Origin of the sequence: Pseudomonas sp. RA_15y_Pfl1_P11 (genome assembly GCF_963970975.1) — a bacterium.
GTDB classification, from domain to species: Bacteria; Pseudomonadota; Gammaproteobacteria; order Pseudomonadales; family Pseudomonadaceae; genus Aquipseudomonas; species Aquipseudomonas tritici.
In genome coordinates, this window is sequence record NZ_CAXAOY010000033.1 from 1 (window position 1) to 19,842 (window position 19,842).

At 59.1% G+C, this 19,842-nt stretch carries 20 protein-coding genes; 3 read left to right on the plus strand and 17 right to left on the minus strand.

Translation table 11 applies throughout. The annotated features are described in order from the left end of the window. Positions 1–312 precede the first annotated feature (312 nt). Together AACY44_RS26830 and AACY44_RS26835 are read left to right on the plus strand one after the other, a co-directional pair. A complete protein-coding gene (locus tag AACY44_RS26830) occupies positions 313–1,035 on the plus strand; it encodes a 1-acylglycerol-3-phosphate O-acyltransferase (RefSeq protein ID WP_065873932.1) in 723 nt (240 codons plus the stop codon). Positions 1,036–1,162: 127 nt separating this feature from the next. Continuing rightward, complete coding sequence (locus AACY44_RS26835) at positions 1,163–2,134, plus strand: magnesium and cobalt transport protein CorA (protein WP_339418857.1); 972 nt, start codon at positions 1,163–1,165, stop codon at positions 2,132–2,134. Here AACY44_RS26835 and AACY44_RS26840 read toward each other — a convergent pair. The 3 genes from AACY44_RS26840 to AACY44_RS26850 all read right to left on the minus strand — a co-directional run bounded on the left by AACY44_RS26840 (position 2,131) and on the right by AACY44_RS26850 (position 6,308). Continuing rightward, positions 2,131–2,856 (minus strand): amidotransferase, encoded by a 726-nt coding sequence (locus AACY44_RS26840; RefSeq protein WP_339418859.1) that lies wholly within the window; start codon positions 2,854–2,856, stop codon positions 2,131–2,133. The genes AACY44_RS26835 and AACY44_RS26840 overlap by 4 nt on opposite strands. Positions 2,857–2,938: 82 nt before the next feature. Further along, on the minus strand, positions 2,939–5,086 hold the full coding sequence (locus AACY44_RS26845) for a 3-hydroxyacyl-CoA dehydrogenase NAD-binding domain-containing protein (protein WP_339436494.1): 2,148 nt from the start codon (positions 5,084–5,086) through the stop codon (positions 2,939–2,941). Between the two features lie 16 nt (positions 5,087–5,102). After that, complete coding sequence (locus AACY44_RS26850) at positions 5,103–6,308, minus strand: acetyl-CoA C-acetyltransferase (protein ID WP_339418863.1); 1,206 nt, start codon at positions 6,306–6,308, stop codon at positions 5,103–5,105. 647 nt (positions 6,309–6,955) lie between these two features. Here AACY44_RS26850 and AACY44_RS26855 point away from each other — a divergent pair. Beyond that, positions 6,956–7,756 carry a c-type cytochrome gene (locus tag AACY44_RS26855; protein ID WP_339439370.1) on the plus strand — a complete coding sequence of 267 codons (801 nt, stop codon included), beginning with the start codon at positions 6,956–6,958 and terminating at the stop codon, positions 7,754–7,756. Between the two features lie 30 nt (positions 7,757–7,786). Here AACY44_RS26855 and AACY44_RS26860 read toward each other — a convergent pair whose 3' ends face one another. The 14 genes from AACY44_RS26860 to AACY44_RS26925 form a co-directional block, all read right to left on the minus strand. Then, complete coding sequence (locus tag AACY44_RS26860; protein ID WP_339418865.1) at positions 7,787–8,590, minus strand: transglutaminase family protein; 804 nt, start codon at positions 8,588–8,590, stop codon at positions 7,787–7,789. After that, complete coding sequence (locus tag AACY44_RS26865) at positions 8,587–9,537, minus strand: alpha-E domain-containing protein (RefSeq protein WP_065873938.1); 951 nt, start codon at positions 9,535–9,537, stop codon at positions 8,587–8,589. Before AACY44_RS26865 ends, AACY44_RS26860 begins: the two co-directional genes overlap by 4 nt. 4 nt (positions 9,538–9,541) lie before the next feature. After that, on the minus strand, positions 9,542–10,951 hold the full coding sequence (locus AACY44_RS26870) for a circularly permuted type 2 ATP-grasp protein (RefSeq protein WP_065873939.1): 1,410 nt from the start codon (positions 10,949–10,951) through the stop codon (positions 9,542–9,544). Between the two features lie 440 nt (positions 10,952–11,391). Beyond that, on the minus strand, positions 11,392–11,733 hold the full coding sequence (locus AACY44_RS26875; protein WP_010208429.1) for a ribonuclease E inhibitor RraB: 342 nt from the start codon (positions 11,731–11,733) through the stop codon (positions 11,392–11,394). A gap of 213 nt (positions 11,734–11,946) precedes the next feature. Then, the gene (locus AACY44_RS26880) at positions 11,947–12,183 is read right to left on the minus strand and encodes a hypothetical protein (RefSeq protein ID WP_339418867.1); all 237 of its coding nucleotides are present in this window, start codon (positions 12,181–12,183) and stop codon (positions 11,947–11,949) included. Between the two features lie 103 nt (positions 12,184–12,286). Then, complete coding sequence (locus AACY44_RS26885; RefSeq protein ID WP_339418868.1) at positions 12,287–12,892, minus strand: START domain-containing protein; 606 nt, start codon at positions 12,890–12,892, stop codon at positions 12,287–12,289. A 41-nt stretch (positions 12,893–12,933) separates the two neighbouring features. Continuing rightward, on the minus strand, positions 12,934–13,188 hold the full coding sequence (locus AACY44_RS26890) for a YkgJ family cysteine cluster protein (RefSeq protein ID WP_049711955.1): 255 nt from the start codon (positions 13,186–13,188) through the stop codon (positions 12,934–12,936). A 162-nt stretch (positions 13,189–13,350) separates the two neighbouring features. Beyond that, the gene (locus AACY44_RS26895; protein ID WP_339418869.1) at positions 13,351–13,818 is read right to left on the minus strand and encodes a translation initiation factor 2; all 468 of its coding nucleotides are present in this window, start codon (positions 13,816–13,818) and stop codon (positions 13,351–13,353) included. A gap of 104 nt (positions 13,819–13,922) precedes the next feature. After that, positions 13,923–15,362: an aminotransferase-like domain-containing protein gene (locus AACY44_RS26900; RefSeq protein WP_049711953.1), complete on the minus strand. Its 1,440-nt coding sequence runs from the start codon at positions 15,360–15,362 to the stop codon at positions 13,923–13,925. A gap of 251 nt (positions 15,363–15,613) precedes the next feature. Then, positions 15,614–16,429: an OmpA family protein gene (locus AACY44_RS26905; RefSeq protein WP_339531453.1), complete on the minus strand. Its 816-nt coding sequence runs from the start codon at positions 16,427–16,429 to the stop codon at positions 15,614–15,616. Beyond that, complete coding sequence (locus tag AACY44_RS26910) at positions 16,426–16,788, minus strand: DUF4398 domain-containing protein (RefSeq protein ID WP_339418874.1); 363 nt, start codon at positions 16,786–16,788, stop codon at positions 16,426–16,428. The genes AACY44_RS26905 and AACY44_RS26910 overlap by 4 nt, the downstream gene beginning before the upstream one ends. Before the next feature lie 9 nt (positions 16,789–16,797). After that, the gene (locus AACY44_RS26915; protein ID WP_339531455.1) at positions 16,798–17,631 is read right to left on the minus strand and encodes a substrate-binding periplasmic protein; all 834 of its coding nucleotides are present in this window, start codon (positions 17,629–17,631) and stop codon (positions 16,798–16,800) included. An 84-nt stretch (positions 17,632–17,715) separates the two neighbouring features. Beyond that, on the minus strand, positions 17,716–18,645 hold the full coding sequence (locus AACY44_RS26920) for an electron transfer flavoprotein subunit alpha/FixB family protein (RefSeq protein ID WP_065873947.1): 930 nt from the start codon (positions 18,643–18,645) through the stop codon (positions 17,716–17,718). A 16-nt stretch (positions 18,646–18,661) separates the two neighbouring features. Further along, entirely contained in the window at positions 18,662–19,411 is a 750-nt protein-coding gene (locus AACY44_RS26925; RefSeq protein WP_339418878.1) for an electron transfer flavoprotein subunit beta/FixA family protein, read from the minus strand. Between the last annotated feature and the right edge of the window lie 431 nt (positions 19,412–19,842).

Here is a 19,842-nt window from a genome sequence, read left to right on the forward strand (position 1 = left end):
GTTGAAAAGGTCGCCGAGGTCGAGCAGGTGCTGCTGAACAGACATAAAAAATCCGATGCCAGATATCTGGCATCGGATTTTCTAGGAACTTCGACGTGAGCTCAAATGCTTAAGTGAACAGCATTACGACCTTGAGTCGGGCTTTTTCTTAGACTTCAAACCGAACGATCTTCAGCCGCTCTAGCCTGCCAGTGTCGGCAGATGTTGAAATATGCACTAAAACATCGGCTATCTCCTACCTCTACCGGGGAATTGCCGAATCCAGTGCACATCCGTACACTGCGCCACCTTTTGTCTCGATAGGCCGTGTCGATGCTTTATCTGTTGCGTATGTTGTTGATGAGCCTGCACTTTATGCTCGCCGGTGTGCTGGGTGTGCTGGTAGGTATCTGCCGGCCATTCAATCCGGACAACAGCCGCCTATGTGCCCGCCTTTACGCGCTGCCGGCCATGTGGATTCTGCGTTTGAACGTAAAAGCCGATGTTGACTCGCTGCGCAATAAGCCCGGCACCTGTGTGGTGATTGCAAACCACCAGTCCAACTATGACTTGTTTGTCGTTGGCAATGTGGTGCCGTACCGCACGGTGTGTATCGCCAAAAAAAGCCTGAAATGGGTGCCGCTGTTCGGCCAGTTATTCTGGCTGGCGGGCAATGTGTTGATCGACCGGGGCAATGCGCACAAGGCGCGCCGTGCGATGCTCACCACGACCCAGACGCTGCAACATAAAGACACGTCGATATGGGTGTTCCCGGAAGGTACGCGCAACCTGGGTAACGGTTTGCTGCCGTTCAAGAAGGGTGCGTTCCATATGGCGATCGCGGCGGGTGTGCCGATCGTGCAGGTGTGTGTCAGCAACTACGTCACTCACATGCGGCTTAATCGCTGGAACAGTGGTGATGTGCTCATACGTTCGTTGCCGCCAATTCCTACTACAGGCATGACGGTGGATGACATCCCGGCGTTGATGCAGGCTTGTTATGCGCAGATGGATGAATGCATTGCGCGGATGGATCGCGAGTTGCGGGCGGCCTGAATAACGATCGTGGGCGGTTCGCACCCCAGCGCGAGCAAGCTCGCTCACAACAACGGCAGCTACAACGGAACGCCATTCAAGCTAAGCTGCCCAACACCTGTCCCCCCAATAAGAAGTGATCAGCACCATGGGTAGAGTTGTTGCGGCCGCCGTCTACAGCGCCGGTAAGAAAGTCTCTGATATCACCCTCGACGAAGGCGCCGCCTGGGCCGCCAAACCCGGTCACTTTGTATGGATCGGCCTGGAAGAACCCAACGCCCAGGAACTGGCCAACTTGCAACGCCAGTTCAACCTGCATGAGCTGGCCATCGAAGACGCTCTGGAAAAACACAGCCGCCCCAAGCTTGAAACGTTCGGCGATGCACTGTTTATCGTCACCTATTCACCGGTGCGCGAGAACGGCAAGCTGGAGTTTATCGAAACCCATATTTTTGCCGGTAATGGCTACATCATCACCGCACGCAACGGTCACTCGGCGTCCTACGGCTTTGTGCGCCAACGCTGTGAGGCGCGACCGCTGTTGCTGGAGCATGGGGAAGATTTCGTACTCTATGCGCTGCTGGATTTTGTCACCGAGAACTACCAGCCGGTGAGTGAAGCGATCCATGCCGAGATCGATGAGCTGGAGCGTAACGTGCTGTGCAGTTCGCTGAGTGAACGCGACATCCAGAAGATCCACGGCCTACGTCGCGACGTGCTGCGGCTCAAGCGTTACGTGGCGCCGATGGTGGAGATCAGCCAGGAGCTGCAGAAGCTGAGTTTCCCGTTTATCGACAAGAACATGCGCCCGTATTTCCGTGACGTGCAGATCCACGTGACACGGCAGATGGAAGACCTCACCACCCTGCGCGATATCGCCAGCCAGACCATCGAGATCGGTGTATTACTGGAGGCCTCGCGCCAGAGCGTGGTGCAGCGCAAGTTCGCCGCATGGGCGGCAATCCTGGCGTTCCCCACCGCGGTGGCGGGGATTTATGGGATGAACTTCCAGAACATGCCCGAGCTGCAATGGCACTACGGCTATTTTGCGGTGCTCGGGTTTATTGCGACCGGTTGCACCGGCCTGTGGGCCAGCTTCAAGCGTTCGGGATGGCTTTAAACCCGGGCCTCGGGCTGGTGTGCCACAAAGCGCATCATCCATTCCGCCACCGTGGTGCCGTGGTGGTCACGCTCAAGGCTGGCGACACCGTTTGTGTAGACCTTTTCACCCAGCGTTGTCTGAAGAATCTCCAGCAATTCGCGGGAATAGTCGTGGATAAATTCCGGGTGGCCTTGGAAGCACAGCACTTGATCGCCGATGTGGTACGCGGCGAACGGGCAAAACGCGCTGGACGCGATGACCGTGGCATTTTCCGGCAGCGTGGTCACTTGGTCCTGGTGGCTGATCAATAGCGTCAGCTCTTCCACTTCCGGGCTCATCCACGGCGCCTTGGCGTCGAGCTTGTAATCGTGAATGCCCATGCCCCAACCCTGGCCGGCGCGCTCGGTCTTGCCGCCGAGCAGCAGTGCCAGTAACTGGTGACCGAAGCAGATACCGAGCAGCTTGTCGCCGCGCTCGTAACGCTCGAGCAGGTAGGTCTTGAGGGTCTGGATCCAAGGGTCGGTGCCGAAGGCGTCGGCCTTGCTGCCGGTCACCAGGTACGCGTCAAACACTTCATCGTCCGACGGGTATTCGCCATTCACCACGTTGTACACGACAAACTCGGCGGGGATAGGTTGCTTGGAGAACAGGCGCTTGAACATCTGCCCATACCCTTGGTATTGATCGATCAAGCCTGGACGCAGGATATCGGTTTCCAGGATACAGACGCGTAGCGACATAAAAAATACCTGACACGGTGATGGGAATAATGCACACCCCAGAGCCTGCCTTGAAATACCCCTTCAAGGCAAGCCCCCTTGATCACCGGAACACGTCACCCTCGGCAGCTTTTTCCAGCAATAAAGCCGGCGGTGTGAAGCGTTCGCCATACTGCTCGGCCAGATAGCGCGCGCGGGCGACAAAATCGTTCAGCCCATATTGGTTGATGAACTGCAAGGCGCCACCGCTCCAGGCCGCGAAACCAATGCCGAAAATCGACCCCACGTTAGCGTCCGCCGTGGACATCAACACCCCCTCCTCTACACACCGCACGGTTTCGATGGCCTGGATAAACAGCAGGCGGTCGCGCACGTCCTGTGGCGAGATGCGTTGACCGGCCCGTTCAAAGCGGCTTTTCAGCTCCGGCCACAGGTACTTCTGCCCGCCGTTGGGGTACTCATAGAAACCGCCTCCCGCCGCCTTGCCGACGCGTTTGTATTCATTGACCAAAAGGTCGATTACCGCTGCCGCCGGATGCGCTGGCACTGCCTTACCTTCCGCCTGCAGATCCTTGGCCGTCTGCTGCCTTATATGGCTCATCAGGCTCAGAGATACTTCATCCGACACTGCCAGCGGGCCGACCGGCATGCCGGCCTTGCGCGCTTCGGTCTCGATCATCGGTGCGGCCACGCCTTCGCCAAGCATGGCGATGCCTTCGTTGGTAAAGGTGCCGAACACCCGCGAGGTGAAAAAACCACGACTGTCGTTGACCACGATCGGGGTTTTCTTGATTTGCAGTACGAAATCGAAACCGCGGGCCAGGGTTTCGTCTGAGGTATGCGCTCCTTTGATGATCTCCACCAGTGGCATCTTGTCCACCGGGCTGAAGAAATGCAGGCCGATGAATTTGCCTGGATCCGGCACTGCTGTAGCAAGCCCGCTGATGGGCAAGGTGGAGGTGTTGGAAGCAATCACCGCATCGGCACCCACTACGCGTTGCGCTGCGGCGCTGACTTTAGCCTTGAGTTCGCGATCTTCGAACACGGCTTCGATGACCAGGTCGCAGCCGGCCAGGTCTGTATCGGAGGCCGTAGGATGAATCCGCGCCAAGATTGCTTGCCGTTGCTCAACGCTCAGTTGCCCACGGCTGACCTTTTTGTCCAGCAGCGCCGCAGAATGCGCCTTGCCCTTCTCGGCGGCCGCCAGGTTGACGTCCTTGAGCACGACTTCGACGCCTGCACTGGCGCTGACATAGGCAATGCCTGCGCCCATCATCCCAGCGCCGAGCACACCGACTTTGCCGGTGATACAAGGCGCGAAACCCTGCGGACGTGAACTGCCGGCGTTGATCTCGTTTAGCTGGAACCAAAAGGTGCCGATCATGTTTTTCGCCACTTGCCCGGTCACCAGCTCGGTGAAGTAGCGAGTCTCGATGAGGTGCGCCGTGTCAAAATCTACCTGGGCACCTTCAACGGCGGCGCAGAGGATTTTCTCCGGGGCCGGGAAACAGCCATTGGTTTTACTGCGCAAAATCGACGGCGCAATTGCCAGCATCTGCGCAATTTTTGGACTGGACGGTGTGCCGCCGGGCATTTGGTAAGCCTTGGTGTCCCAAGGCTGCTTTGCATCCGGGTTGGCCAGAATCCAGGCGCGGGATTTGGCCAGCAGCTCTTCGCGGTTTGCCGCCAACTCATTGATCAACCCGGCTTGCAGCGCCTGTTGTGGCCTGACTTTTTTACCTTCCAGCAAATACGGCAGAGCCTTTTCCAGCCCCAGCATGCGCACCATGCGCACCACCCCGCCGCCGCCCGGCAGTAGGCCCAAGGTGACTTCCGGCAAGCCAAGCTGCACTGACTTGTCATCCAGCGCGACGCGATAGTGGCACGCCAGGCAAATCTCCCAACCACCCCCCAGCGCCGCGCCATTGATGGCAGCCACCACGGGCTTGCCGAGGTTTTCCAGGCGGCGCAGTTGCGCTTTCAGCACCAACACACCGTTGTAGAAATCCTTGGCGTGGGCCTTGTCGACCTTGATCAGTTCATTGAGGTCGCCACCGGCAAAAAACGTCTTCTTCGCCGAGGTGATCACCACCCCGGCAATGCTGTCCCTTTCCGCCTCCAGCCGCTCGACCGTTGCCGCCATGGCCTCGCGGTACACGCCGTTCATGGTATTGGCGCTCTGGCCGGGCATGTCGAGGGTCAGCACCACGATCCCGTCCAGGCCTTGTTCGTAACGAATTGCTTGGGTCATGACAAATTCCTTGGGCTCAGAGGCGTTCGATGATGGTGGCGATGCCCATGCCACCGCCGACACACAGCGTGGCCAGGCCGTAGCGCTGCTGGCGTACTTCCAGCTCGTCGAGCAAGGTGCCGAGGATCGCGCAGCCGGTGGCGCCGAGCGGGTGGCCCATGGCGATCGAGCCGCCATTCACGTTGACCCGCGCAGCGTCGATGCCCATGTCCTTGATGAATTTGAGCACGACAGCGGCAAACGCTTCGTTGACCTCGAACAGGTCGATGTCTTCGACACGCAAGCCGGCCTTGGCCAGCGCTTTGCGCGTTGCCGGCGCGGGGCCGGTGAGCATGATGGTGGGGTCGGTGCTGGTGACCGCCGTGGCGACGATGCGCGCGCGCGGTTGCAGGCCCAGCTCGCGGCTCATAGCCTCGGAGCCGATCAGCATCAGCGCGGCGCCATCGACGATGCCGGAGCTGTTGCCGGGAGTATGTACATGATGGATGCGCTCGACGTGGCTGTAGACCCGCAACGCGGTGGCGTCGAAGCCCATCTGCCCCATCATTTCGAAGCTCGGCTTGAGCTTGCCAAGGCCTTCGAGGGTGGAATCGCCGCGGATGAATTCGTCTTGGTCCAGCAGCACAATGCCGTTCTGGTCCTGCACCGCGATCAGCGATTTGTTGAAGGAACCGTCTGCACGCGCCCTGGCCGCTTTCTGCTGCGAATGCAGGGCAAAGGTGTCGACGTCCTCTCGGGTGAACCCTTCCAGGGTCGCGATCAGGTCAGCGCCAATGCCCTGGGGGGTGAAATGGCTGTGCATATTGGTTTGCGGGTCCAGAACCCAGGCGCCACCATCACTGCCCATGGGCACGCGGGACATGGACTCGACGCCACCGACCACGACTAAGTCTTCGAAGCCGGAGCGGACTTTCATCGCACCCAGGTTGACCGCTTCCAGGCCTGAGGCGCAGAAGCGGTTGACTTGTACACCGGCAACGCTGATGTCCCAATCCGCCACCAGAGCGGCGGTCTTGGCAATGTCGGCGCCCTGATCGCCCACCGGGGTCACGCAGCCGAGCACGATATCATCCACTTGATGGGTGTCGAGGTCGTTGCGCCGGGCCAGCGCCGTGAGCAAACCAGCCACCAGGTTCACTGGCTTGACGCTGTGCAAGGCGCCGTCCGCCTTGCCTTTGCCACGGGGCGTGCGTATCGCATCAAAGATCAAAGCTTGGGTCATGACGTCCTCGAACCGCTGTGCATGGATGCCTCTACCTTAGGCCCGATTGACACGGTTTCAATGACGGATGCGCTCATTGCTTTTGACCCCCACGCTCGGACGAACGGTAGCCACCTAAGGTAATTGCGTGATTAATCGTTTTAGCTGTCTAGCCAAGGCATTGGCGCCAAGATGGCGTTATGCCTCATGCTTATTTAAGCTGAACTGCTGATTGGCTGATATGAAATAGGTCTAAGCCACGAAGAACGAGGGCTCTAAGGTTGAATCAGTAAGAAGCTGCTGCCGGGTTTTGCTGGAGCAGCTGAAAGAAAAGTGACACGTCATCTCGCCATACTGAAATAAAACCGGCACGCATTTGACGCTCAGAAATAACAACAAAAGGCAGTCAGCCATGTTCAAACATTCGAAAGTACGTCAGGCGGGACTTATTCTATTCGCCACCACACTGATCCTGATCTTGCCCAACTTGACCAAGGTTATTGGGTGATGCCTCAACACTCACATTCCGCGCCTACACAGCACCGGGTTTGCCGCTTTTGGCAGCACCTGCCGGGACATTGCGCATAGCGGTCCTGCAGGGGCTGCCTTTTTATGTATGGATTTCCGGTATCGTGAGCACCCTCGCCACTGCACACCGGGCCTCCCTCTTGAAAGCCATCTTCGCTCTATTCGCCTTGCTGATCGGCCTGCCCGCTTCGGCGGCGCAACTGACCATCGAGCTCGACCACAGCAGCAAGACCTGGCAGACCGCCGACTTGCTCAAGCATCCGCACGCGCAAACGGTGCAGATCGTTGATGACGTTTCCTACAAGCGCACTATGACTTATCGGGCAGTGCCGCTGGCCTTGCTCTTACCGGGACTGAAACCTGAGAGCCACCTGCAGGCTGTTGCCTTGGATGGTTTCGCCGCCGAGCTCACGGCCGCACCGCTGCTGGAAAAACAGGGCGCACGTGCCTGGCTGGCGGTGGAAGATCCCGCTCAACCGTGGCCTGCATTGACGGAAGGCAAACCGAGTGCCGGGCCGTTCTATCTGGTGTGGACCGATCCGCAAGCCGGGCATATCAGCCCTGAGCAGTGGCCGTTCCAGATCTCAGGGATCAAACAATTGAAGACCGTGGCGGAGCGCTTTCCGGCGTTGTTGCCCGACCCGAAACTGGCGGCCAATGACCCGATCAATCAGGGCTTTGCGCTGTTCCAGAAGAATTGCCTGGCCTGTCATCGCCTCAACGGTGCCGGTGACGCGCAGGTGGGGCCGGACTTGAATATTCCCTATAACCCCACCGAGTATTTTGGCGGTGATTTCCTCAAGCGCTATATCCGCGACCCACAGAGTTTGCGGCATTGGCCGCAGGCGAAAATGCCAGCATTTGCGGCCAGTGTGTTGCCGGACGGTGAGCTGGATTTGCTGGTGAGGTATTTGAAGCATATGGCGGGGCGTAAATTGTAGTGAGCGGGCTTGCCCGCTCACTACCATCCGTTATTGCTGCTGGACTGAAATCACCGGCGTCGGCGCCACAAACACCTTGGCATGCATCTGCTCATGCCCACCGCCCCGGCGCATGCCGCGTACCGGGCAAGCATCGAGGTAATCCAACCCCACCGCCAGTTTCAAATGCCGCTCCGGCCGGGCCAGTTGGTTGGTCACATCAAAGCTGTACCACGCGTCATCCAGCCAGGCTTCGGCCCAGGCGTGGCTGGCCAGGTGCGTACTGTCCTCAGTGTACAAATACCCCGACACATAGCGCGCAGGGATCCCAAGGCTACGCGCACACGCCAGGAACGCATGGGTGTGGTCCTGGCACACGCCTGCACGGCCAGCGAAGGCCTGGGCGGCGCAGGTGTCGACGTCGGTCGCGCCAGGCGTGTAGACCATCGACTGGTTAAGCGCATGCATCAAATCAATCAGCGCTGTACGGTCGCGGCGTTGATGGCAGTGCTGGTGGGCAAAGCCGCGCAGGGCGTCATCAGGCTCGGTCAGACGGGTGCAACGCAGGAACGGGAACGCCGACTGGCTCTCATGTTCGGCCTCGCGCAACTCGTCGATATCCACCTGGCCGCGGGCGCCGATGATGATGGCGTCGTGCGGTTCATCCAGGGTCAGCACGTGCAGGATGTTGCCGAACGGGTCCACCTGGGCGCGCACCGGACGCGGCAGGTCGAGCGCCCAACTGAGTACGCGCTGGCGCTCGCTGTCGTGAGGTGTAAGACGCAGGTACTGGATGCTGGCGCGCACTTGGTCTTCGTAGTGGTAGGTGGTTTCGTGGCTGATGGAGAGTCTCATGCGGCCTCCAGGTAGGAACTGTAGATGGCGTCGCCCAACTGGCGAACCAAGGGAATGAAGTCGGTCAGCCAGGCGTGCAGGCCTTCCTCGAGGATTTCATCGATGGCGGTAAAGCGCAGGCGCGCGTCCATCTCGGCGGCCAGGCGCTGGGCCGGTCGGCCATTGAGGCCGGGCAGGCTGGCGAGGATCTGGTCAATTTCTTCGCTGCAGGCGCGTAATGAACGCGGTACATCGGCGCGTAGCAGCAGTAACTCCGCGACCTGCCGGGCGCCGGGGGCATCACGGTAAATCTCGGTGTAGGCCTCGAACGACGACAAGGCGCGCAGCAAAGCGCTCCATTGATAGTAGGCGTGGGCCGTGCCATCGCTGACGGCTTCGGCCTGGTCGCCGGCCATTTCATAGCGGGCGTCCAGCAGGCGCAGGGTGTTATCGGCACGTTCGATAAAGGTGCCCAGGCGAATGAACCGGAACGCATCGTTGCGCATGATGGTGCCGTAGGTGGCACCACGGAACAGGTGGGACCGTTCCTTGACCCACTCACAGAACCGGCTCATGCCATAGCGGCTCAAGCCCTGCTGAGCGATGTCACGAATATCAAGCCAGGTAGCGTTGATGTTTTCCCACATGTCGGCGGTAATTCGCCCACGCACCGCATGGGCGCTGGCCCGCGCTGCGCCGAGACAGCTGTAGATGCTGGCCGGGTTCGCCGCGTCCAGGGCAAAAAAGTGCAACAGGCGTTCGGCGTGCAACTCGCCGTGGCGCGCGTGGTAATCCTCCAGGGTGCCGGTGATCAACAGCGGCATGGCCAGTTCATGCAGGCCATCACCGCGCCCATCTTGCGGCATCAGCGACAGCGAATAGCTGACATCAAGCATGCGCGCGAGGTTTTCCGCGCGTTCCAGGTAGCGCGACATCCAGTACAAATCCGAGGCAGTTCTACTCAACATGGCATCAGTCCTCGACCACCCAGGTGTCTTTGGTGCCGCCGCCCTGGGACGAGTTGACCACCAGCGAACCTTCACGCAATGCCACACGGGTCAGCCCGCCTGGGACTACACGGGTTTCCTTGCCCGACAATACGAATGGGCGCAGGTCGATGTGGCGCGGCGCAATGCCGTTTTCGACAAAGGTCGGGCAGGTGGACAAGCACAGGGTCGGTTGGGCGATATACGCATGGGGCTTGGCCTTGATGCGCGCACGGAAGGCTTCGATTTCGGCCTTCGTGGACGCCGGGCCGACCAGCATGCCGTAGCCACCGGATCCTTGGGTTTCCTTCACCACCAGGTCCGGCAGGTTAGCCAACACGTGGGACAGTTCGTCAGGCTTACGGCATTGGAATGTCGGAACGTTCTTCAGGATGGGTTCTTCATCCAGGTAAAAACGGATCATCTCGGTGACGAAGGGGTACACCGACTTGTCATCCGCCACCCCGGTGCCGATGGCATTGGCCAGCACTACGTTGCCCGAGCGATAAGCCGCGAGCAGGCCGGGCACGCCGAGCATGGAATCCGGGTTGAAGGCCAATGGGTCGAGAAACGCATCGTCGAGGCGGCGGTAGATCACGTCCACGGCCTTGGGGCCATCGGTGGTACGCATGAATACGCGGTCATCGCGCACAAACAGGTCGGCGCCTTCCACCAGCTCCACGCCCATTTCCCGGGCCAGGAACGCATGTTCAAAGAACGCGCTGTTGAAGCGTCCCGGGGTGAGCACAACCACGCTGGGGTTATCCAGGGGGCTGGAGCTTTTCAGGGTGTCGAGCAGCAGGTTGGGGTAATGATCGATGGGCGCAATACGCTGGGCGGCGAACAGTTCGGGGAACAGGCGCATCATCATCTTGCGGTCTTCGAGCATGTAGCTGACGCCGCTCGGGGTACGCAGGTTGTCTTCAAGCACGTAGTACGTGCCGTCGCCGTCACGTACGAGGTCGACACCGGAGACGTGGGAATACAAGTCGCGGTGCAGATTCAAACCCTGCATAGCCAGTTGGTATTGCTCGTTGGCCAATACCTGTTCGGCTGGGATGATCCCGGCCTTGATGATGCGTTGCTCGTGATACAGGTCGGCGAGGAACATATTCAGCGCCTTGACCCTTTGGATGCAGCCGCGCTCGACAATCCGCCATTCGCTGGCGGGAATGCTGCGCGGGATGGTGTCGAAGGGAATCAGGCGCTCGGTGCCCTGCTCGTCCCCGTAGAGCGTGAAGGTGATACCGGCGCGGTGAAACAGCAAATCGGCTTCACGCCGACGCTGGGCCAGCAGTTCAGCAGGGGTATCAGCCAACCAGCGCGCGAACTCGCGGTAATGCGGCCGGACCTGCCCTGCCCCGTCGTACATTTCATCGTAATAAGTGCGGATCATGCCGAACTCCTTGTCACCCGGGCGCTAGAACCATCGCAAGGCCCGTGCCAGCGGCATAAACACTTAAAAATCAGTGCGTTGAATAACCACCGAAATCCATTCGCACCGTCCTGGTGCGCAGAATGCCCGGTGCACTGCCCCCTGCTTCATCGCAATGCGGGCTTTGACTATCAACAGCATAGCCAGAGTTGATTTCACTGCCCGGACAAGCCTACGGATAATCATCAACATCTGCTGAACAGGACGTGTCCTACAGCTCAACCCTTTGCGCGATCGGTAACGTAGTGCTTCGTATACCGACCGACCTCCCGGTCTTCCCTTTCGGCCACCCTGCTCGGGTGGCTTTTTTTGGGCGCTGAAAAGACCTGGGTGGACGCCACAAACAAAATCGGCCGACCCAAAGGTCAGCCGATACGCTGTGTTTCTCATACTGCTCGCTGCTACATGGGTAACCCACGCACCTCCTGCTTCACGCCCCACCCCTCGATGATCCCGCCCAGCGGCTCGACCACCGCCCCAAAGTCTTGCTCGAAGTCTCCTATGCCGTCGTAGGTGGCAGACATGATTTTGCTCAGTTCCAAGTACCAGGCACCATCGTCGCGCGCACTGACTTGGGCATTCAGGGATTCCCCACGAAACTCACCCGCAGCCCTGCGCGCCCGTTCTTCATCAGGAAAAATGGCGTAGAACTCAATGGGGTGGAAGCGTGAAAAGTCAAAACCGCCTTCTTTCATGCGGCGCAGAACATTGGTGCTGATGTCTTCTTGATAGGCTGTGCTCATGAAAAGTGCTCCTCAAACTGATGGGTAGACTTTCCGTGCTTCCCGAAGCCCACGCCGTAATGGCGTAGGAGCTACGGCAATAACATCACCGCTGGAAAACAAGCATGTAGCTGACAAGACCAGTACCTAGCGATTCATTCGCTGATCTCACTTGCAGAGTAGCGCGAAGCTATCGCCTCCACCAGAGGTGCTTGAAGGGTGTACAGCGAATGTTCAGACGACAGGAGAGATGTCGAGGATCTGGATACTGTTCTGGTCTTTGAGGATCTTGACCGTAGGATCGGACTGACGGCCCTCAAGGTCGTTGAGGTCGAGTTCGGCGGCGACAGGCACCAGTTTGTTGCGAATCATGTGCGCAGCATCTTCGCGGCTAGGTTGTTGTTCGCAGGTGAACTGCTCCACGGACTGTACGCCGTGATCATCAACGAAAGTAATCTGCCACTTTTGCATCGGTGCCTCCTCGAAAAAGCCCGCGTGTGGGCTCACATTTATCTGGACCTTGAGGGGTCAGCAAACGTTCCACTCTGGGCAGGAAGCACCGGATCAATTGCGCTTATTTTTCAGCGTGTTCTTTCAAGGCTTTCAACGTGTTGAACGGCGCGTCCACCACAAACTTGTTGGCCAACCACGATGGCACGCTGCCGCCTGGCTCGGTGTGCACCTGATAAGTGACTTCGGTTTGGTTGTCGCCTTTTGGCACCAGTTTCCAGAAGCCTTCGACTTGGGCAACCCGTACGAAGCCTTTCTCTTCTGGCTGATAGGTCGGCACCTCCAGCAAGGTTCGGGTCACGCTGCCGTCAGCGCCCTTCGAGGTGGTGATTTTGAGGATCGAATCACGATCACTGACGGGGAACGGGGCATTGAACTGGGTGTAGGTGTAGCTGACGTCACCCTCGTGTTTCAGCAGTTTTTGCAATTTGCACTCGTGAATCCATTTGCAGGCACCCACTACGTCTTCCTGCAGCGCAACAATCTTGGCAACCGGCGCCTTGACCACGGTCACACCGCGATACGCCTTGTACTTGGAGCCGGCAACTTCGCTCAGGGACACCTTGATACCGTCTTCGTCCTTGGCGACTTGCCAATCCTCAGCCTGGGCAGTAGCAGCAAACAACACCGTAAAACCGCACAACACAGCCATTCGTTTCAGCGAACCCATAGGTGTATTCCTTATTGTTGAAGTTACGAGAGTAAAGCCCATCAAGCCGCCGTCATCTGCTCCCACCAGCCGATCAGACGGATGGCATCGGCCTGGTCGGTGCCGCAGACCTCGATGTCCGCCTTGAACTCACTGCACACCGCCGGGCGTTCCGGTTGCCCGAACAGCTGGCATAGCTGTTCGACCGACAGGTGCAGGCAGCGTTCGCCGGCCGGTTTGCCCTGTGGCATTCCAGGTAACGGCGAGCTGATGGAGGGGGCGATGCAGCAAGCGCCACAGCCTTCACGGCAATTCATGACCAGCAGGTCCTCGACGACTCAATGTGGATGGCCGGGCTAGAGTACGCCCTTAAACAGCCGTTTTAAAATGGTCTAACAGGGGTTTTTCGCAGAAAACAAACGTGACTGACCAGTCTGCGACAGATGGTCGGAGGGCGGCGTCACGTATGTGGGAAAAGTTTACTGCTTGAACTCGAATTCCAACGCTGCGCCTTCCACTTCACGCCGCTCTTCATTGCGCAACTGCAGCTTCATCTCATTGCTGAGCAGGCGGCCGTTGATCTGGAATGCACTGTTGTCGGTGGGCTTGGCACCAAACATCGGCGGCAGCAGGGGCACGCTTTTGGGCTTGGCCATGGTGCCAATGGGCTGAAGGTGCCTGACCATGTCCGTTGGCAATGACAGATCCAACTGTGCCGGCGGCAATTGTGTCTGCGCCACTTCACGGGACGATTTTGATCGACTTGCCGCACGTTTTTTGGCCGCAGCACTTTGTTTCTTCACGGCGGGAGCTTTCTTGGCAGAGGTTTTCTGTTTCGAACTGGCAGTTGGCTTGGTTTCGCTCACAGGTGCTGCCGCCAGCGCGGTGCTGAAGTTGCACAGGCTTAACAGGCCAATCACACAAACAGCGCGAAAAATCGAGGTCATATTGCCTACAGCATTAACGGCAGAGGGCCATATGCTCGCTTGTTGTGCACGGCATGACAAGTGCGCTGATTAGCGTGCTATAGGATTTTCCCCCTTTGTGCGCCTCAAAGGCCGGCTGCCGTTTCCTGGCAAAGCTGGCTGGCAAGCATACCCAGCGTCATCAGCGCCCGCTCTGCCTCACGGTTCCAGGGCGTACCGCAGTTGAGGCGAATGCAGTGGTTGAACTGCTCGGTGTTACTGAAGATCAGGCCTGGTGCGATGCTGATGCCCTGTTGCAGTGCGCGTACATGCAGTTCCTGGGTATTGACCCGTCCGGGTAAACTGACCCACAAAATGAAGCCGCCGGTCGGGCGGGTCATCTGCGTGCCTTCCGGGAAATATTGCTGCACCGCGAGCTGGAACGCGCTGAGATTCTTGCGGTACTCCTGGCGTATATAGCGCAGGTGCCGATCGTAGCCGCCGTTTTCCAGATAGGCCGCAACGCCCATCTGGGTGACGCTGCACGCCGAGTGAGTACTGAACATTTGCAGGCGCTGCAGCTCCTGCTGGTATTTGCCGGCGATCATCCAGCCGATGCGCACACCGGGGGACAGCGTCTTGGAAAAGCTCGAGCAATAGATAACTCGGTCGAGGCGGTCATAGGCTTTCAGGGCCTTGGTGCGGCCTAGTTCGAACATCAGCTCGCCGTAGATATCGTCCTCGACAATCTGGATATCGAAATCCGAAGCCAGGCGCAGCAACTGTTTCTGACGTTCCTCGGGCATGGTGCCGCCCAAGGGATTGCTCAGCCGCGTGGTCAGCACCAGCGCTTTGATCGACCATTGGTTAGCCGCCAGTTGCAGGGCTTCCAGGCTCATGCCGGTGGATGGGTCGCTGGGGATCTCGATGACCTTGAGCCCCAGCAAGTCAGCCAACTGCAGCAGGCCGTAATAGGTTGGCGATTCAGCGGCAATCAAGTCGCCAGGCCGTGTCAGCACCCGCAGTGACATCTGCAAGGCATCGACACACCCGTGGGTGATCACGACTTCGGAAGGGTCCACCACCACGCCCGCATCGCGCATACGGATCGCCACCTGGCGGCGCAGCGGCTCAAACCCGGGGCTGAACATGTAACTGAACGCCCGCGGGCTCTGGAAGCGCGTGACCTTGGCCAACTGTTGGTGCAATGCGCGTACCGGAAGGTAGTCCACGCTGGGCACAGCAGCGCCCAATGGGAACACGCCTTCGCGCCGCGACTCGCCCAATACCTGCTGGATGATACTGCTGCGGGTGACCAACCCTGGGCGTTCGACCCGTGCGATGTCCGGCGTCGGCGCGGTGAGTGCTGGCGTCTGGTGCACGTAATAGCCGGATTGCGGCCGCGCCCGGATCAGCCCCTGGTCTTCCAGGTTGGCGTAGGCCTGCAACACCGTGGCGTGGCTCACGTTCAACTGCGAGCTCATCTTGCGCACCGAAGGCACGCGCTCGCCCGGCTGATAGACACCGCGCCGGATATCTTCAGCCAGTTGCTGGGCAATACGTTGGTAAAGCAACAGATTGGTCATGACGCAGCACTCGATTTCACGGGTATTTTATTTTTGTGTGAAACATACCGGCACAGTTTAGAAGTGTACGGGGACAGTTGCCACAATAGTCGAGCGCGCGCGGGAGTGACAGTAAAAACTGTAACGGTGTACACCAAACAAATGTGGGAGTGGGCTTGCCTGCGAAAGCGGTGTGTCAGCCACTGAAATATTGACTGATACACCGCTTTCGCAGGCAAGCCCGCTCCCACAGCTTGATCGGTACCAGACGCCTACCGAGCGGCGCCCAGCTGGCCTTTCTCATCCGAGAACACAATTTCCACACGACGGTTCTGCGCTCTGCCCCGCTCGGAGGCGTTGGCCTCCACCGGGTACTGGTCACCATAACCTTCAACCTGGATGCGTTTTTCGTCGATCCCCAGGTCCACCAGCACATCCGCCACTGACTGCGCACGGTCGCGGGACAGTTTCAGATTTTCCCGCTCACCGCCCGTGTTGTCGGCATAACCCTCGATGCGCACCACGCGCTTGGGGTTCAATTGCAGGAACTGTACGATTTTCAGCACGGTACGGTTGGCCGAGTTTTTCAGTTCTGCCACGCCGGTATCGAACAGCACGTCGCCCAACGTCATCACCAGGCCGCGATCGGTCTGGGTGGTGGCCAGGGTGGCGATCTGTTCTTCAAGCCACTTGCCCTGCTGCTGCACGCTGATCAGCTTGCTTTCACGCAGGGCCAGTTGCAGGCGCTGGCGCTCCAGCTCGAGCTTGGCGGCGCGCTCTTCGTTCAGGGCCTGCTCGGTGTGTTCGCGGGCAATGGCGCTGTAGCGCTGGCTCAGGTAGGCGTAATGCACGACGTCGGAGCCGCTGCCCCAATAACTGGATAAGCGGTCGGCACGGGCCAGGGATTCACCGGCACGGATCACGTCCTTGGGGGCGATGCGCAACACATTGGCGTCTTCCTTGACCCTCTGGAAGTCAGTGCCCGCCTGTTGCAAGGCCTGTTCGCTATCGGAATGGCTGGCGCAACCGCCCAGCACGGCAGTGCCCAATAGCACCGCACAACTCAAACCGCGGATCATCGGGCTCATTGGGCTTCCCCCAACTGCAATTGCTTGCGCAGGCGGGTGATACGGGTGTTGAGCACGTTCAGTTGTTCCTGGCTCTTGCGCGTCAGCACCTTGGCTTCGGCCAGGCGTGCGTCCAGCTCGGCTTGCTCGAAACGCATACGCGCGTTTTTGTAGGACTCGTCGGCCATGCTCGACTTGGCTCGGGCGAATTTAGCTTCGGCCAGTTTCAATTCAGGCGATTCATCCGCGTTGGCACCCACGGCACTGGCTTGCTCCAAGGCTTGCTGGGTCAGGCGCATTTGTTCATTCGGCGCAGGATCGGCTGCACATCCCGCCAGAACGACAACGGCGAGGGCCGCGAAAAGAGGTCGAAGAGTCACTGAAAATCCCTACTTTGTTGGGGTGCCGACGGGTTGCTGCAATTGTGCTTTCAAGCGCTCCAGATTGCGCTGTAGCGCCGCTTCCGCCACACCGGACGTCGGCAATTCTGTCATCTTCTTGGCGAGCTGTCCGCGCAACCACGGATCATTGCAGGCCGAGTTGTGGGAAATCGCCAGGTACAAGCCCGGCTGGTCGATCGGCACATCGCGGGCGACCAGGTCGTTGCTCATGCCCAAGGTCTGCGCCATGCCCAAGGTCTGCGCCATGGCCATGCCGGAATAACGCCCAGCGAGCACATAGTCCACCTCGCCCAGCAGCAGTTTCTGAAACGCTGGCGTTAGGGATGGCAGGCGTTGCAGGGTCAATTGCTGGCCGGCGAAGGTCTCGAAGCCCGCGCTCAGGCGCGCCCGCTCGGACACAGCGCCCTTGTGGCCATGCAGATCGGCGGCCGTGGCGTAGGCCAGCGCCGAATCCTTGCGCGTCCACACCAGATAGTCGAGCTGCATCAACGCCGGGTGGATGTAGTCGAGGGTTTCCAGCTCACCCAGGTTCAGCGGCGCGTCGGCGAGGATGTCCATGCGCCCACTGCGCACTTCATCCAGGGCCAGGGAACGTGTGCCGCCGTAGAGCAGGTCGATTTTTAACCCGAGATCCTTGCCCACTTGCTGCAACACATCGGCGGTGGCGCCGATCAGGCGCGTGGGGTCCTGCGGGTCGCGCCAAAGCAAAGGTGGGGTGTCCGGGCTGCCGGTGATCACCAGGCGATCGCATTTGCCCGCCGCCAGCGACAGCGTCGGCAGCAGCGTGAGGCCCAGCAAAACGCTCCAGGGGCGCAGTTCCATGGCGAAGCTCTCCGGTGTTCAAAAAAGGGGTCGCAAAAAAAGCCCGGTCATAAGACCGGGCTCTTTATAAGTGAAGCGACTGGATTAGACCAGCTTCTCCAACTCGGGTACGGCTTCGAACAAATCCGCCACCAGGCCGTAATCAGCCACCTGGAAGATCGGTGCTTCTTCGTCCTTGTTGATCGCAACGATCACTTTGGAGTCTTTCATACCGGCCAAGTGCTGGATCGCACCGGAGATACCGACGGCGATGTACAGCTGTGGCGCAACGATTTTGCCGGTCTGGCCGACCTGCATATCGTTGGGTACGAAACCTGCATCGACGGCCGCGCGGGAAGCGCCGACCGCAGCGCCCAGCTTGTCAGCCAAGGCGTACAGGTGCTTGAAGTTGTCACCGTTCTGCATGCCACGGCCGCCGGAAACGACGATCTTGGCAGCGGTCAGCTCAGGACGATCCGACTTGGCCAACTCTTCGCCAACAAAGCTGGAAGTGCCAGCGTCGTGGGCAGCTGCAACAGCTTCAACGGCAGCCGAACCACCTTCGGCGGCAACCGGGTCGAAACCGGTGGCACGTACGGTGATGACTTTTACCGAAGCCGTCGATTGCACGGTGGCAATGGCGTTACCGGCGTAGATCGGGCGCTTGAAGGTGTCGGCGCTTTCGACCGAGATGATTTCGGAGATCTGGTCAACGTCCAGCTGCGCGGCAACGCGTGGCAGGATATTTTTGCCGTTGGAGGTCGCGGCAGCCAGGATGTGGCTGTAGCCAGCGCCCAGCTCTGCTACCAGTGGCGCGACGTTTTCCGGCAGTTGATGAGCGTAGGCCGCGTTGTCGGCGACCAGTACTTTGCTCACACCCGCGATTTTCGCAGCAGCTTCAGCCACTGCGCCAGCGCCCTGGCCGGCAACCAGTACGTGAATGTCCCCACCGATTTTAGCGGCGGCAGCCACGGTATTCAGGGTGGCCGGAGCCAGCACCTTGTTATCGTGTTCGGCGATTACGAGGATAGTCATGATCCTGCTCTCCAATTCAAAGCACCTTCGCTTCGTTTTTCAGTTTCTCGACCAATTCAGCCACCGACTTGACCTTGATGCCTGCGCTGCGAGCAGCCGGCGCTTCAACTTTTACAGTCTTGTTGGTGGAGGCGGTGGAAACGCCCAAAGCGTCAGGCGTCAGCACTTCGAGAGGCTTCTTCTTGGCTTTCATGATGTTTGGCAGGGACGCGTAGCGCGGCTCGTTCAAACGCAAGTCGGTGGTCACGATGGCCGGCAGTTTCAGCGAAACGGTCTGTGCGCCGCCGTCGATTTCACGGGTCACCGCCACGCTGTCGCCACTCACTTCGACTTTCGAGGCGAAGGTGCCTTGGCCGTAACCGGTCAGTGCAGCCAGCATCTGGCCAGTCTGGTTGTTGTCGCTGTCGATGGCTTGTTTGCCGAGGATCACCAGTTGCGGCTGTTCCTTGTCGACAACAGCCTTGAGCAGCTTGGCCACGGCCAGGGAGGTCAGGTCTTCAGCGGACTCGACCAGGATAGCGCGGTCGGCGCCCAGTGCCAGGGCGGTACGCAGCTGCTCTTGAGCAGTGGTAGGGCCGATGGAAACCACGACGATTTCAGTCGCCACGCCTTTCTCTTTCAGGCGGACGGCTTCTTCCACAGCGATTTCGCAGAAAGGGTTCATCGACATTTTGACGTTAGCAAGGTCGACGCCGGAATTGTCCGCCTTGACGCGAACTTTCACGTTGTAATCGACAACGCGTTTGACAGCTACAAGAACCTTCATGGATTCCTCGTTACTCTCCGGTGAAAAGAAAGTCGCCTAGGCGAACCTGGCGGTTGATGCTCATCGGCACACAAGGGCACCTCCAAAAACCTCAGCGAGTGACCTGGCTCACGGGAAATGATGACCGTTCGTCAGTGGTGACTGAGAGGTCATTCTTTATCGCAGCGTGTAAACTGCGCGCCAACGTTTGGGCGCGCGTCACCTGTCTTGCTTTTGGACGTGCTCTTGAAACCTGCAGTCTGCCTACGGTAAGCGCGAAACCGACCGTATATTGACCGGAACACCTATTCTGGTCAATACGGCAAAATAGCCAGTCATAAGCCGCGCCTCTTTGATTTACCTAGCCTGCGGGCAATTCAAACAAACGTTTGTATTGGACGCTATCAGTGGTCTATATATAATGCGCCACCTAGAGAGAAAGGTGGGTCCGG

Excerpts from the sequence above, each read along its gene's own strand:
- AACY44_RS26875 (WP_010208429.1), bottom strand. The coding sequence starts at position 11,733 with ATGAGCACAGCCTATCAAGAAGACATCAGCACCAATGTTCTGCGCCGC.
- AACY44_RS26925 (WP_339418878.1), bottom strand. The coding sequence starts at position 19,411 with ATGAAGGTTCTTGTAGCTGTCAAACGCGTTGTCGATTACAACGTGAAA.
- AACY44_RS26860 (WP_339418865.1), bottom strand. The coding sequence starts at position 8,590 with ATGAGACTCTCCATCAGCCACGAAACCACCTACCACTACGAAGACCAA.
- AACY44_RS26845 (WP_339436494.1), bottom strand. The coding sequence starts at position 5,086 with ATGACCCAAGCAATTCGTTACGAACAAGGCCTGGACGGGATCGTGGTG.
- AACY44_RS26890 (WP_049711955.1), bottom strand. The coding sequence starts at position 13,188 with ATGAATTGCCGTGAAGGCTGTGGCGCTTGCTGCATCGCCCCCTCCATC.
- AACY44_RS26850 (WP_339418863.1), bottom strand. The coding sequence starts at position 6,308 with ATGACCCAAGCTTTGATCTTTGATGCGATACGCACGCCCCGTGGCAAA.
- AACY44_RS26870 (WP_065873939.1), bottom strand. The coding sequence starts at position 10,951 with ATGATCCGCACTTATTACGATGAAATGTACGACGGGGCAGGGCAGGTC.
- AACY44_RS26830 (WP_065873932.1), top strand. The coding sequence starts at position 313 with ATGCTTTATCTGTTGCGTATGTTGTTGATGAGCCTGCACTTTATGCTC.
- AACY44_RS26835 (WP_339418857.1), top strand. The coding sequence starts at position 1,163 with ATGGGTAGAGTTGTTGCGGCCGCCGTCTACAGCGCCGGTAAGAAAGTC.
- AACY44_RS26840 (WP_339418859.1), bottom strand. The coding sequence starts at position 2,856 with ATGTCGCTACGCGTCTGTATCCTGGAAACCGATATCCTGCGTCCAGGC.
- AACY44_RS26880 (WP_339418867.1), bottom strand. The coding sequence starts at position 12,183 with ATGCAAAAGTGGCAGATTACTTTCGTTGATGATCACGGCGTACAGTCC.
- AACY44_RS26900 (WP_049711953.1), bottom strand. The coding sequence starts at position 15,362 with ATGACCAATCTGTTGCTTTACCAACGTATTGCCCAGCAACTGGCTGAA.
- AACY44_RS26865 (WP_065873938.1), bottom strand. The coding sequence starts at position 9,537 with ATGTTGAGTAGAACTGCCTCGGATTTGTACTGGATGTCGCGCTACCTG.
- AACY44_RS26885 (WP_339418868.1), bottom strand. The coding sequence starts at position 12,892 with ATGGGTTCGCTGAAACGAATGGCTGTGTTGTGCGGTTTTACGGTGTTG.
- AACY44_RS26915 (WP_339531455.1), bottom strand. The coding sequence starts at position 17,631 with ATGGAACTGCGCCCCTGGAGCGTTTTGCTGGGCCTCACGCTGCTGCCG.
- AACY44_RS26920 (WP_065873947.1), bottom strand. The coding sequence starts at position 18,645 with ATGACTATCCTCGTAATCGCCGAACACGATAACAAGGTGCTGGCTCCG.
- AACY44_RS26895 (WP_339418869.1), bottom strand. The coding sequence starts at position 13,818 with ATGACCTCGATTTTTCGCGCTGTTTGTGTGATTGGCCTGTTAAGCCTG.
- AACY44_RS26905 (WP_339531453.1), bottom strand. The coding sequence starts at position 16,429 with ATGAGCCCGATGATCCGCGGTTTGAGTTGTGCGGTGCTATTGGGCACT.